12 protein-coding genes are annotated in these 13,033 nt (G+C 43.4%); 9 read left to right on the forward strand and 3 right to left on the reverse strand.

Annotation, left to right across the window (positions count from 1 at the left end; genetic code table 11):
- Positions 1-35: 35 nt before the first annotated feature.
- Positions 36-1,010, forward strand: a complete 975-nt coding sequence (pfkA, locus tag VIG27_RS04960; protein ID WP_394525782.1) for a 6-phosphofructokinase — start codon at positions 36-38, stop codon at positions 1,008-1,010.
- A gap of 37 nt (positions 1,011-1,047) precedes the next feature.
- Here pfkA and VIG27_RS04965 read toward each other — a convergent pair whose 3' ends face one another.
- Positions 1,048-1,884, reverse strand: coding sequence for an alpha/beta hydrolase (locus tag VIG27_RS04965; RefSeq protein WP_394525783.1), 837 nt, complete (start codon positions 1,882-1,884; stop codon positions 1,048-1,050).
- A 637-nt stretch (positions 1,885-2,521) separates the two neighbouring features.
- Here VIG27_RS04965 and VIG27_RS04970 point away from each other — a divergent pair.
- Together VIG27_RS04970 and VIG27_RS04975 are read left to right on the forward strand one after the other, a co-directional pair.
- Entirely contained in the window at positions 2,522-2,650 is a 129-nt protein-coding gene (locus VIG27_RS04970; RefSeq protein WP_394525784.1) for a hypothetical protein, read from the forward strand.
- Between the two features lie 24 nt (positions 2,651-2,674).
- The gene (locus tag VIG27_RS04975) at positions 2,675-3,811 is read left to right on the forward strand and encodes a glycoside hydrolase family 88/105 protein (RefSeq protein ID WP_394525785.1); all 1,137 of its coding nucleotides are present in this window, start codon (positions 2,675-2,677) and stop codon (positions 3,809-3,811) included.
- Between the two features lie 58 nt (positions 3,812-3,869).
- Here VIG27_RS04975 and VIG27_RS04980 read toward each other — a convergent pair whose 3' ends face one another.
- Positions 3,870-4,736: a helix-turn-helix domain-containing protein gene (locus VIG27_RS04980; protein WP_394525786.1), complete on the reverse strand. Its 867-nt coding sequence runs from the start codon at positions 4,734-4,736 to the stop codon at positions 3,870-3,872.
- 229 nt (positions 4,737-4,965) lie between these two features.
- Between VIG27_RS04980 and VIG27_RS04985 the strand changes: the two genes are divergently transcribed.
- The 6 genes from VIG27_RS04985 to VIG27_RS05010 all read left to right on the forward strand — a co-directional run bounded on the left by VIG27_RS04985 (position 4,966) and on the right by VIG27_RS05010 (position 11,337).
- Positions 4,966-6,342, forward strand: a complete 1,377-nt coding sequence (locus VIG27_RS04985) for an ABC transporter substrate-binding protein (protein WP_394525787.1) — start codon at positions 4,966-4,968, stop codon at positions 6,340-6,342.
- 90 nt (positions 6,343-6,432) lie between these two features.
- Positions 6,433-7,101, forward strand: coding sequence for a hypothetical protein (locus VIG27_RS04990; protein ID WP_394525788.1), 669 nt, complete (start codon positions 6,433-6,435; stop codon positions 7,099-7,101).
- 5 nt (positions 7,102-7,106) lie between these two features.
- The gene (locus VIG27_RS04995; protein WP_394525789.1) at positions 7,107-8,006 is read left to right on the forward strand and encodes a carbohydrate ABC transporter permease; all 900 of its coding nucleotides are present in this window, start codon (positions 7,107-7,109) and stop codon (positions 8,004-8,006) included.
- A gap of 5 nt (positions 8,007-8,011) precedes the next feature.
- Complete coding sequence (locus tag VIG27_RS05000) at positions 8,012-8,863, forward strand: carbohydrate ABC transporter permease (RefSeq protein ID WP_394525790.1); 852 nt, start codon at positions 8,012-8,014, stop codon at positions 8,861-8,863.
- Between the two features lie 75 nt (positions 8,864-8,938).
- Complete coding sequence (locus VIG27_RS05005; RefSeq protein ID WP_394525791.1) at positions 8,939-10,492, forward strand: glycoside hydrolase family 28 protein; 1,554 nt, start codon at positions 8,939-8,941, stop codon at positions 10,490-10,492.
- A gap of 14 nt (positions 10,493-10,506) precedes the next feature.
- Positions 10,507-11,337, forward strand: a complete 831-nt coding sequence (locus tag VIG27_RS05010; RefSeq protein ID WP_394527406.1) for a sugar phosphate isomerase/epimerase family protein — start codon at positions 10,507-10,509, stop codon at positions 11,335-11,337.
- Between the two features lie 175 nt (positions 11,338-11,512).
- Here VIG27_RS05010 and VIG27_RS05015 read toward each other — a convergent pair whose 3' ends face one another.
- The gene (locus VIG27_RS05015; protein ID WP_394525792.1) at positions 11,513-13,003 is read right to left on the reverse strand and encodes a tagaturonate reductase; all 1,491 of its coding nucleotides are present in this window, start codon (positions 13,001-13,003) and stop codon (positions 11,513-11,515) included.
- Positions 13,004-13,033 lie beyond the last annotated feature (30 nt).

Below are 13,033 nucleotides of genomic sequence, written 5' to 3' on the forward strand. Positions count from 1 at the left end.
AAAAATAGATATCCGTAAATCAGGAGGAAGTTACTATGGCAAATCAAGTGAAAACCATTGGCGTATTAACCAGCGGCGGCGATGCACCGGGGATGAATGCTGCGATCCGTGCCGTTGTCAGGACTGCAATCCATAAAGGGTTGAAGGTAAAGGGAATTATGAGGGGATACGCGGGCCTTCTGCAGGAAGAGATTGTGGATATGGACAGTACCAGTGTGTCTGATATCATTCACCGCGGCGGAACTATTCTTTATACAGCCAGATGTCAGGAGTTTATCACTGCCGAAGGGCAGAAGAAGGGTGCTGAGATCTGCCGGAAGCACAACATTGACGGTATTGTTGTAATTGGCGGAGACGGTTCCTTCCGCGGAGCTGGTAAGCTGTCTGCTCTTGGAATCAATACCATCGGACTTCCGGGAACCATAGATTTGGATATTGCATGTACGGACTACACCATTGGCTTTGATACGGCTGTAAATACAGCTATGGAAGCCATTGATAAGGTTCGTGATACATCAACCTCCCACGAACGCTGCAGCATCATTGAGGTTATGGGCCGCAATGCAGGTTACATTGCTCTCTGGTGCGGATTTGCCAACGGTGCGGAGGACATTCTCCTTCCGGAGCGGTATGACGGCGACGAGCAGTCTTTGATCAACCGCATCATTGACAACAGAAAGCGTGGAAAGAAGCATCATATCATTATCAATGCGGAAGGAATCGGTCATTCCGCCTCCATGGCAAGAAGGATCGAGGCAGCTACCGGCATTGAGACAAGAGCCACCATATTGGGACACATGCAGAGAGGCGGAGCACCGACCTGTAAAGACCGTGTCTATGCTTCCATAATGGGTGCAAGAGCCGTGGAACTTCTTTGTGAAGGCAAGAGCAACCGGGTCGTAGGCTATAAGCACGGAGAATATGTTGATATCGATATCCAGGAAGCTTTGGCCATGACAAAAGACATTCCGGAAGACCAGTATCAGATCAGTAAAATGCTGGTCAGATAAAACGGACACAGGACTGCTGTAAGGAACCTCTGTTTCATTACAGATGTTCCATCCAGGTGCGGACCAGAGGGACCCAGCTTTGACACTGGGGAACGATATACGTTCCGTCTTCTCCGGAGACCTCCTGATTAGCAAGAGACAGTCCGTGGCAGCCTGCCGGATAGATATGCATTTCCACATTTACCCCGTGTTCGGTAAGAGCGTCTGCCAGCAGATAGCTGTTCTTTACGGGAACGGCATGATCGGTGGAGGTATGCCAGAGGAAGGTCTTTGGCGTATGGGAGCCGACCTGGTGTTCCAGGGAGACAAGACGGCGGAGGGTTTGATCCTCTGCCCTGGCTCCTAACAGATTGGTAAAAGAACCGGGATGGCAGCAGGGACCGGAGGAAATGACCGGATAACCAAGAATCAAACCGTTTGGCCGGATATCCTCGGGATTCAGCTTCAGAGGACCGAAAAGAAATTCCTGGTTCCAGAAAGCTCCCAGGCTGCAGGCCAGATGGCCCCCGGCAGAAAAACCTGCCACAATGATTTTTTCCGTGTCGATTTGCCATTCCGATGCATGGGAGCGGACCAATGATACGGCCGCAGCCAGCTCCATCTGGGGATAAGGAAATTCCACCGGCGCTACACTGTAATGCAGTACAAAGGCATGGTATCCCATAGACAAAAACTGCATGGCTACCGGTTCCCCTTCCCGGTCCGATAAGTGTTCGTAACCGCCTCCCGGGCAGATAATCACTGCCGGACGTTTGCGTTCACGGAAGATGGAAATCGGATCAAGGATATAAGCGTTCAGACTGGCAGGAACCGTTGAGTTTCCATGACCTGCCTGCTCCTCTGTAATGTAAATTTTCTCTGTGAAATTCTTCATAATCTAATTAAGATCCTTTCTTTCGCAATTGCTTCTTTGGCCGTTGCATTTCCAGTTCCTTTTTTCAAAGTACCTCTCCCCAGACTGTTAGGGATAATCCAATAACAGCTGATTATGCCGGCTCCATAAGAATGACCGGTATTATAATAATTTCTATTTGCCGTATGTTATCGTAAGCAGTAACGGCGTTCTTATAAATTCGTATGTATCGTGTAAGTACTTACACACACTTCAACTATATTACCATAAGTTTTAAAAGATAAAAGGTGAAAAGTGAATAAAAATTAAATGATTTATTAGGAATATTATCTAAAATAAAGCTGCTTTTTGTTTGTCAAAAAATTAACATTTTGAATATTGATAAAATTAAACTATAAAAATCATATAGTTCATAATAAAATGTGCAAAACAAACAAAATGCTTAACGATAAACCTCTGCAACAAGGTCATTTGGCGGAGGTTTATAAAAAAAGAATGTTAGGACAGGACATAAAAGGGATCTCCCAACTGTTCTTACAAAGGAACAGAGCGGAAAAAAGCGAGGTCTTGATCCCGGATAAATTTTCCTGAAGGGGTTTGACAACTTGGGAATTTCCGGTTATTCTGATAGAAGGCTGACCACAGTGGAGGGGCGGTTATGGTCCTTACCTCCATGGAAAATGGATTCCGGCAGGGGGAGATGTGGCCGGGAATACCGCTTGGTGGACAGGGGCACAGCAGAAACGGAAACTGCATGAAAAGCCGCAGGGGAAGTAAATTCGGATAAGAACGCAGAGAGAGGAAGACGAGCATGGATGCAATTGAAATGTATATCAGTGAGCTGATGGAGAAGAGCACACCGGACCGTCCGGTCTGGAACATTGAAAAGCTCCTTCAGGGGAAAAAGTCAGGCTGGAATTATATAGACGGCTGTATGATCAAAGCAATCTTAGAGATGTATGCCATTACAAAAAATCCAAAGTATCTGGAATTTGCCGATGGATTTATTGATCACCGGGTGAGAGAAGACGGCACCATCGACGGTTATGACGTGGAGGAGAAAAACATTGATAATGTAAATGCAGGAAAAACTCTGTTTGAGCTTTATGATCTGACCGGTAAGGAAAAATACAGAAAAGCCATTGATCTGGTTTACAGCCAGATCGAAAGGATGCCAAGAACCAAAGAAGGAAATTTCTGGCATAAAAATATATATCCCAATCAGGTATGGCTTGACGGCCTTTATATGTGCCAGCCATTTTATATGGAATATGAAACACGGTTCAACAACAAAAAGAACTGCGGCGATATCTACCGCCAGTTTTTGAATGTGAAAACGCATATGAAGGATACGGAGACCGGTCTTTATTATCATGCCTATGATTCCGAACGTAAGATGTTCTGGTGCGATAAGGTGACCGGTTTGTCCCAGAATTTCTGGCTGAGAGCACTTGGCTGGTATTCCATGGCGCTTTTGGATACGATGGATAAGGCCGATCCCTCCGATGCAGAAGAATTAAAACAGATGAAAGAAGAATTTCTGGATCTCATTGACGCTATGTTAAAGTATCAGGATGAAAGCGGTATGTGGTATCAGATCGTCAATTTAGGCGGAATGGACGGAAATTATCTGGAAACCAGCGGCAGTGCCATTTTCTCCTATGCGATTTTAAAAGGAGTGCGTCTGGGATATCTTCCGGAATCCTATGCTCAGTTCGGAAAGAAGGCATTTGAGGGAATCTGCAACAAGTATCTTGATTTGGAAAAGGGGAATATGAGCCTTGGCGGAATTTGCCTTGTGGCAGGACTTGGCGGAAAGGACAGAAGAAACGGCACCTATGACTATTATATGTCAGAGCCGGTGGTAAAAGATGATGCAAAGGGCGTGGGACCGTTCCTCCTGGCTTATACGGAGATGAAACGGACCGGATGGGAATTTTATTCGTGATCATAAATATAAAAAGAGGAGTGGAGCCACATCACATTGGCTCCACTCCTCTTTTTGTCTATCTTAAGCTGTTCTGTGCATATTTTTTCGGTGAAATCCCGGTTTTTTTGGTAAAGGCTTTAAAAAAGTTGCTGTAATCATTAAAGCCGCACATGCTGTAAACCTCATTGGCGCTGTAACCGCCAGCCAAAAGCGTCTGAGCCAGTTCAATGCGCCGGGTGTTAATATAGGAATTAATGGTAGTTCCGGTGCCTTTTTTAAAGAGTCTGCAAAGGTAAGAGGAGCTTAAATAAAAATGTGCGGCTATTTCCCCGATGCTCAATTGGGAATCAATGTTGTGATGGATATAGGTGAGAATATCGGCGACCTTGCTGTTAAAATACTGTCTTTGGTCCTCCGTTTTATCTCCAAGAGACGCATCAATGGTTAGCTTTGTCATAAAAACCATAAATTCTGCGAATGTGGAACGCTCTTCCACATCTTGTCCAAATCCTTCTTCTGTGGATAATTTATTAAAATAATAAGTAAACCGTCTCTGCTGGCTCGGATTTAACGCAAGGCGGTGGGAAAACTTTTCCGGCCGGTGGGAAAAGCAGTAGGTCAAATCCGTCTTTGGTGTTGAAATGGTTTTTAAATAACCGGGATCAATAAAAACCGCAAACCGCTCATGAGGCCCCGAAGCATTGAGCTGAAGTACCTGATGCTTTTCGTGCTGGTTGATCATGAACAAATTACCAGGTTCGATCCGGTAATTTCTTTCATCAATTAAAAACGTGCGTCCCCCGCTGAGAGAGAAATAAAATTCATAGCATTGATGTCTGTGCATACTTAATATGCCTGAGTCCTTATTAAGATGTGCAATGGAGAAGTATTTGGAAGCCATACAGTAGTCGATTCCGTCTGAATATGAGGTAAGTACTTTCATATATCCTAATCTCCTTAGCTAAAATTACTAAAATCATACCATAGGATGTCAATATATGCAATGTTTTGTGCAGTATTTGAAATGAATTAAACTATAATAGATGTTATAATATAGAAAAAGCACAGTGTAAGCGCTTACGCAACAAGGTGGAAAAATGTCGAAATGTGTAGATGCTGCACCGGGCTTTTTAAAAACTCATTGAAAAGAGTAAGAAAAAGGAGAGAGAAAGATGAGAAAAATCAAACAGTGGACAGCGATGGGGTTAGCGACTGTTATGGCTATGTCTTTATCTGCCTGTGGAAGCAGTAAAAGCAGTACTACGGATTCTAGCAGTGCGGCTGAAACCACAAAGGCAGCAGAGGCAACTTCGGCAGCTTCAGGAACAACGTCCGGAGAGCCGGTGGAACTCAAGTTTTCCTGGTGGGGTGGGGATTCCAGACATGCAGCAACAGAAGAGGCAATCAAAGCATTTGAGGCAAAATATCCGAATATAAAAGTAACTCCCGAGTACGGTGCATGGACAGGCTGGGAAGAAAAGCAGTCCTTAAATATCCTGGGGGGCAACGCCTCTGATGTGATGCAGATTAACTGGAACTGGATTGAATCCTATAGTCAGGGCGGAAAATCATTTGCTAATCTGGAAGATTACTCCGACGTTCTTGATTTGACACAGTTCTCACCGGAGAGTCTTGATTTATGCAAAGTGGATAATAAATTAATGGCTGTTCCGATTTCCTTAACAGGACGTTTATTCTACTGGAACAAGACCGCTTTTGATGAGGTTGGAGTACCAATTCCTACCGATCTTGATTCTCTGTATGCAGCTGGGGAAGCATTTAAGGCAAAGGATCCTGATATGTATCCGCTGGCACTGGGACAGTATGACCGTATGATCTTAATGGTATATTATCTGGAATCTAAATATGGCAAGAACTGGGTAGAGGGAGGACAGATCAACTATACCGAAGAGGAAGTAAAAGACGGTATGGATTTCATCAACGAGCTTGAAGCAAAGCATGTCATTCCGAAACAGGCAACCATTGATGGAGATATGGCCGACTCTCTTGACAAGAATGCAAAATGGATTGACGGAAAGTATGCAGGTATCTTTGAGTGGGACTCCTCTGCTTCTAAATTCAAAAAAGCTCTTGAAGGCAGTGTCAATAAGCCGGGTCAGGAATTTGTTGTTGGTGACTTTGTTAAAATGGGAGACAACGACGGAGGCTTTACAAAGATCTCCATGGCATTTGCTGTATCAGCAAACTCACAGCATCCAAAGGAAGCTGCTATGTTAATCAATTTCCTTTTAAATGAAGAGGAAGGTGTGAAGATCTGTTCAACAGAAAGAGGAATTCCTTGCTCTAAAGCAGGCTTAAAGATTCTTGAAGATAATAAACTTGGCGATGCCCTGACCATTGAAGCAAACACAAAGGTTATGAACTACAGCAAGTTTACTTTGGACAGCAAGTTTGAGCACAATGATTTAAAGGCAAACCCGGACGGCGTTTACTACAAGGTATTTGGTAAATTAAGCTCAGGAGAACTTGATTCCCAGGCGGCTGCAAAAGAGCTGATTAAGGGCATTACTGATACACTGGAAAGCTAATCGAATAAAATCGTTGGAAAACAATACATATTTCATACGAGCCGCCATATGATTATGGCGGCTCCCATAGAGAAAAGGGCAGACAAAGTCATGGAGTGCAGAAACGAGACATTGAAACCATACCAGCTAATGGGAGCAGTACAGATGTATGAGGCTACTGGAGATGAAGCCTTCAAAGAGTTTGTGATGACTCATTTAAGCAGGGACAAAGCCACGGAAGGGACGGCAGAAAGTCTGCCGGTGCAGGATTATTTAGCATATATTTTTGCTTACGGGCAAACGGGCGATGAGGAATACAGACGGAAGATGGAATCTGCAATTCATTCAAAGGAATGGACCTTGGATTTTATGCCATTTGTTACGGCGTATGAGACAAAGTATAAAAGAAAAGAACACTATAATGAAATTGCGGCGATGTTTCGGGGCAAGGAATCATTCACGGGAAATGAGCTGATTGCTTTGATCGAAACCATCAGTCAGATGTCAGAAGAGATCTATGAATATTATAGGGAATTAAGAGATTTGTTTAAGGATATAGTCAAGAAGAAGATGAAAAAACTTCCGGATTCTTCTGAAATTTTGGAAATCGGTTATTCCATCCTGAAGGCTTGTAATACCGGTGTGCTTCAAAAAGAGAAATACAGCAATTTCGGAGAACTTGCATGGCAAACGATCGCGGGTGACGGGAAACAAACCTGGTCAGGATTGGAAAACATGATCCGCGCACAATATACAATACTTAAAAAACAGGAGGTATAAGCAGTATGAAGTCGAAAGGTATTCATAAGTTTCTGGCAGATAATGCAGGATTCTTCTTCGTGTTACCGTGGCTGATTGGATTTATACTTTTTAAGATTTATCCGTTCGCTTCTTCACTGTACTACAGCTTTACAAATTATGATCTGTTTAACGGCATATCAAAAACAGGTTTGATGAACTATGATAAGATTTTTACAGACTCTGATATCAGAAGAGCTTTTTATGTAACCTTCAAATATGCAATTTTTGATGTTCCGTTAAAGCTGATTTTTGCATTGTTCATTGCATATATTCTGAATTTTAAATTAAAAGGTGTAAACTTTTTCAGAACTGCATATTATATTCCCTCCATTCTGGGCGGCTCCATTGCCATTGCCATTTTATGGAGAGCGGTATTTAATACCGATGGTTTGATTAATACGGTTTTGGGAATTTTCGGTGCAGAAAAGATCAACTGGATGTCTTCGGCAAACGGTGCTTTGGCTGTTATCGTACTTCTGAGAGTCTGGCAGTTTGGATCAGCCATGGTTATCTTTCTTGCAGCCTTAAAAGGCGTATCCGAGGATTTATACGAGGCGGCTTCCATTGACGGAGCAGGAAAATGGACGCAGTTTTTCAAGATCACAGTTCCCCTGATCACACCGGTTATTTTCTACAATTTAATCACCCAGTTATGCCAGGCGTTCCAGGAGTTCAACGGGCCGTTCCTTGTAACAAAGGGAGGACCTAACGGAGCGACTACATTAATTTCCATTTTGATTTATAACAATGCATTCTTACGTCATAAGATGGGTATGGCCAGTGCGCAGGCATGGATTCTGTTCCTGATCGTCATGACATTTACGGCAGTCGCGTTTGTAAGCCAGAAGAAGTGGGTTTACTATTCAGATGAAGACGGGAGGTAGATGACATGACGAAAGAAGCAAAAAGACAAATCAGCGCAGTGATCCGTTATACGCTGCTTGTGGCAGTTGGATTTATTATGGTGTATCCTCTGATCTGGATGGTGGGTGCTACCTTTAAGACAAACTCAGAAATTTTTACCAGCGCCTGGTTCTGGCCGAAGAATCCGGTAATGGATGGCTATGAAAATGCATTTGTGGATTACGGCGGCAAGATCAATTTGATCAAATCCATGCTCAATACATATAAGATCGTGGTACCAAAGGTCATCTTTACCTTATTATCGGCTACAATTACTGCTTATGGGTTCGGACGTTTTGAATTCAAAGGAAAAGCAATCCTTTTCTCCTTGATGATTTCCACGCTGTTCTTACCTCAGGTAGTTTTGAATGCACCGCAGTATATCATGTTTAACCAGTGGGGCTGGACCAATTCTTACCTTCCTCTGGTCATACCTTCTCTGTTTGCAGGTGATACCTATTTCTTATTTATGCTGGTACAGTTCTTAAGGGGCGTACCCAGGGAACTTGAGGAAGCCGCAAAGATTGACGGTTGTAATTCTATTAAGACATTATGGTATGTAATTGTTCCTATGCTGAAGCCATCCCTGGTTTCCGTAGCCCTCTTCCAGTTTATGTGGACCAGCAATGACTTTATGGGGCCCCTGATTTACATTTCCGATATGCCCAAATATACAAACTCCATATACTTACGTATGTCCATGGATGGTGATGTCGGATTCCAGTGGAATAGAATTTTGGCAATGTCCTTAATTTCCATCATTCCATCTCTGATCGTGTTCTTCTGTGCACAGGATGCATTTATTGATGGCATCGCTGCCGGAGGCGTAAAAGGCTGATTTTAGTAAAATGGGTGTAGTATTCAATTGCTGCGCCCTTTTTGACTATACGAAAAAAGGTGAGGTTAAGTCAGAATGAAACTTAGAGTTGCTTTAAAGACTGCACGTTCTGTAACCATAGAAACGATGACAGAACAGATCTACGAATATGAAACTCCCGGAACGATTTTTGTGAATGGGAAACCCCATGGAGAGACTGCAAAGGTGGTATTTACTTTGTTTGACTTAAAGCCGGAAACGGATTACAAGGTGTGCTTGGAACGAGATGGGAAAAAAGCAGAAATAAACTTCCGCACGGAGTATGAGTTCGTGACCATCAATGTGCGGGAAGTCGGTGCAAAGGGAGATGGAATCCAGGATGATACTCCCTTCATTCAGGCAGCCATCATGGCTTGCCCAAAGGCTGGAAGAGTCCTCATTCCAAAAGGGACCTACCGCATCACCAGCCTGTTTTTAAAGAGCCATATTAAGATCGAGCTTTCAGAAGGTGCTGAACTTCGGGCAGATACGGACCGTAACAGATTTCCAAGATTTCCGGGGGTCATCGAAAGCTATGACGAAAAGGAAGAGTATCATCTGGGAACATGGGAAGGCAACCCTCTTCCCATGTTTGCCGGAATCATTACCGGTATTGATGTAGAGGATGTGGTGATTTACGGCAAAGGCCTGATTAATGGGCAGGCGGACTTTGACAACTGGTGGAACAATGTCCGCCAGATGAAGATTGCCTTCCGCCCCCGAATGGTATTTTTGGAAAGGTGTAAAAATGTCCGTTTACAGGGATTTTCTTTAAAGGATAGTCCGGCCTGGGTGCTTCACCCCTATTTCAGCCAGGATTTGAAATTTATTGATTTGACCATCCATAACCCTGCCAATTCCCATAATACGGATGGATTAGATCCGGAATCCTGCAAAGATGTTGAGATCCTTGGACTTCATTTCTCGTTAGGGGATGACTGTATTGCCATTAAGTCCGGAAAAATCTACATGGGAAGAACATTTAAGACGCCTTCCGAAAATATCAGGATTCGTCAGTGTTTCATGGAAAACGGACATGGGGCAGTTACCGTAGGAAGTGAAGTTGGGGCAGGCGTAAAGAACATTCACGTCGAGAGCTGTCTGTTCCGCCACACGGACCGGGGCCTTAGAATTAAAACCAGAAGAGGACGGGGCAGGGACTCTGTGCTTTCCGAAATTTATTTTGATCATATCCATATGGATCATGTGATGACGCCATTTGTTGTAAACTCCTTTTATTTCTGCGATCCGGATGGGAAATCTGAATACGTGCAGTCCAGGGAGGCACTTCCGGTGGATGAACGGACGCCTGAGATCAAAAAACTCTACTTTACCGATATTAAAGCAGAAAACTGCCATGTGGCAGCCTCCTTCTTTTACGGACTCCCGGAACAGAAAATCGAACGTATTGAATTAAAGAATGTTGAAGTATCCTTTGCGGATGAGGCAAAAAAAGGAGTTCCAGCCATGTTGAGCGGCATGGATGAGTGTTCAAAAAAAGGGTTCTTAATCAATAACGTAAAAACTTTTGTTTGTGAGAATGTAAAGGTTTCCGGACAGGAAGGGGAAGCTTTTGAAGTGTCCAATGTGGATCAGTATGAAGTAAAATAAAGGAGGATGTTATGATGCAGATCGGAATCCGGTTACATGACGTTGCACCAGGAACCATTGAGGAGAGAGTAAAAATTGCCCGTGAACAGGGATTTACCTGTGTTCATTTGGCTTTAACAAAAACAGTCAAAGATCATTCGGTAGAGAATTCTGCTTTGACCCCTGGCTATGCCACTTATCTGCGCAAGCTGTTTGAGAAGTATGATATGGATATTGCAGTTTTGGGCTGCTACTTAAATCTGGCTCACCCAGACCCGGCAGAGCTTAAAAAAATCCAGGAGCGTTATTTTGCACATCTTCGTTTTGCTTCTATATTAGGATGCAGCGTTGTAGGAACGGAGACGGGAGCGCCTAATGCAGAATACCGTTTTGTGCCAGCCAGCCATACAGAAGAGTCTCTTCAGATTTTTATTAAGAATCTGCGCCCGGTCGTGGAGTGTGCGGAAAAGTTTGGTGTTATTATGGCAATTGAGCCGGTATGGAGCCACATTGTTTATGATTCCAAACAGGCTTTAAAGGTGTTGCAGGAAATCAATTCCCCCAACTTAAGAATCATCCTGGATCCGGTAAACCTTCTCTCTGTGGAAAACAGCGAACATTATGAGGAAGTGATTGCAGAAGCCATCAAAGACCTGGGGGAATATACCGATGTGGTTCACATGAAAGACTTTGTGATTGAAGGCGACAAAGTAGTTTCCAGCGCGCCGGGAACCGGTACCATGAAGTATGATACAATTCTGGAATTCGTGAAAAAAGACAAGCCATTTGTTCAGATGACAATTGAAGACAGCAAACCAGATAATGCAGAATGGTCACGGAAGTTTCTTGAAGATTATTCTTTCTGATATTATTGGTAGAAAGCTGCTTCAAAATGAATCTGGGAGTGCAATTGATAGAAAAGAATAATAGGAATGACAAAAATGCGCCTTGAAATCAAGACGCATTTTTATGCTATTAATAGGATTTTTTTGTTATAATTTGTTATCGCAGATTCTTTTTGCTACAGCCTTTACCGGTCGGTTAGTTTAAGCAGTCTTTCATTACTTCGTAGGCACCTTTTTCTTCAATGGCTTTTAAATATCCGGTCACCGCTTCTTCAAAACCAGAAATCTTGCTTAAATCCTCATCCCAAAAGTCAACGTTACTGCAGACCGCATGAGCAAGAGTTTTTGCATCGTCATCCTTGTGGTCATAGAAGAACTGAAGGATGGGCTTATCATCCTTTACGGTATATTCATTGCCGGCAGGACGGGCTGCAATCAGACCATCATTGGTCAAGTTCATGCCATGATAGAAAGCGATATAGAATGCAAAGGATGCAGTGATGCATGTCGGAAGCGTTCCCGTCTTATCTACATAGCCCTTTAAAGATGGCAGAACACGAGCTTTCCACTTGGACGTGGAGTTAAGAGAGATCGAAAGGAGTGCATGGTCAATGAATGGATTTTTGAAGCGCTCGGTAACAGAGGCGGCAAAGCTCATTAATTCCTCTTTGGGTAGTGTCAATGTAGGAATGATCTCATCGTAAATGGTCTTGTTCATGAATCCGCAGATCACTTCGTCATCCATGCAGTTACGAACAATATCCTGTCCGGCGAGGTAAGCGCCTAATACGAAGGAAGTGTGGGCACCGTTTAAGATGCGGACTTTTCTCTGCTTGTAGGGCTTATGGTCGTTGCAGATGAGAACCGGAAGGCCGGCCTGTTCAAATGGAAGTTCTTTCTTTAAATGTTCAGGACCTTCAATGACCCAGAAGCCAAAGATCTCACCGGTATCAATGATGTTATCCTGATAGCCCAATTCTTCACAGATAGCAGCAGCTTCATTTCTTGGATATCCGGTTACAATCCGGTCTACCAGGGTGGAGCAGAAAATGTTTTCCGTTTTGATCCAGTTTGTGAATGCTTCGCCCAGGTTCCATTGCTGTGCATAGTTCAAAACACATTTTTCCAGTTCTTTCCCATTGTTGTCGATTAGCTCACAGGAAAGGATAACAAATCCTTTTCCAGCTTCCTTCCCGAATTTCTCAAATCTTCTATATAAAAACTGCGTCAGCTTTCCGGGATAGCTCTCAGCCGGAACATCAGTAAACTGACAGGAAGGGTCATAAGCGATTCCTGCTTCGGTTGTGTTGCAGGCAATGTAGCGCAGTTCAGGATTATCGGCACAGGCAAGTACTGCCTCATAATCCTCATAAGGATTTAAACATCTGCTTACACAGGAGATCACACGTTTTTCATTTACCTTTTTCCCATTTTCAAATCCACGGAGGAAGAGGGTATAAAGGCCCTCCTGTTCATTGATCATATCTGCAAGACCTGCGGCAATGGGCTGGCATAAAACAACTTTGGAGTTGAAGCCGGTTTTCTCATTCAGCATATCAATAAAATAATCAACAAACGCTCTTAAAAAATTTCCTTCTCCGAACTGGAGAACCCGCTCCGGTGCCTCTTTTAAAAGATAACCGTCATACCCCTGTTTTTCCAGTGTTGCATAACATAACTTTTCCATTTGAATTAATCTCCTTTTTCTCAAATAAAT

The sequence above is a fragment of the Lacrimispora sinapis genome (genome assembly GCF_043633585.1).
In the GTDB taxonomy this organism is placed as follows: Bacteria; Bacillota; Clostridia; order Lachnospirales; family Lachnospiraceae; genus Lacrimispora; species Lacrimispora sinapis.

Bases quoted from the DNA above. Each gene is read 5' to 3' on its own strand.
- pfkA (WP_394525782.1), top strand. From the start codon at position 36: ATGGCAAATCAAGTGAAAACCATTGGCGTATTAACCAGCGGCGGCGAT.
- VIG27_RS04965 (WP_394525783.1), bottom strand. From the start codon at position 1,884: ATGAAGAATTTCACAGAGAAAATTTACATTACAGAGGAGCAGGCAGGT.
- VIG27_RS04970 (WP_394525784.1), top strand. From the start codon at position 2,522: ATGGTCCTTACCTCCATGGAAAATGGATTCCGGCAGGGGGAGATGTGG.
- VIG27_RS04975 (WP_394525785.1), top strand. From the start codon at position 2,675: ATGGATGCAATTGAAATGTATATCAGTGAGCTGATGGAGAAGAGCACA.
- VIG27_RS04980 (WP_394525786.1), bottom strand. From the start codon at position 4,736: ATGAAAGTACTTACCTCATATTCAGACGGAATCGACTACTGTATGGCT.
- VIG27_RS04985 (WP_394525787.1), top strand. From the start codon at position 4,966: ATGAGAAAAATCAAACAGTGGACAGCGATGGGGTTAGCGACTGTTATG.
- VIG27_RS04990 (WP_394525788.1), top strand. From the start codon at position 6,433: ATGGAGTGCAGAAACGAGACATTGAAACCATACCAGCTAATGGGAGCA.
- VIG27_RS04995 (WP_394525789.1), top strand. From the start codon at position 7,107: ATGAAGTCGAAAGGTATTCATAAGTTTCTGGCAGATAATGCAGGATTC.
- VIG27_RS05000 (WP_394525790.1), top strand. From the start codon at position 8,012: ATGACGAAAGAAGCAAAAAGACAAATCAGCGCAGTGATCCGTTATACG.
- VIG27_RS05005 (WP_394525791.1), top strand. From the start codon at position 8,939: ATGAAACTTAGAGTTGCTTTAAAGACTGCACGTTCTGTAACCATAGAA.
- VIG27_RS05010 (WP_394527406.1), top strand. From the start codon at position 10,507: ATGCAGATCGGAATCCGGTTACATGACGTTGCACCAGGAACCATTGAG.
- VIG27_RS05015 (WP_394525792.1), bottom strand. From the start codon at position 13,003: ATGGAAAAGTTATGTTATGCAACACTGGAAAAACAGGGGTATGACGGT.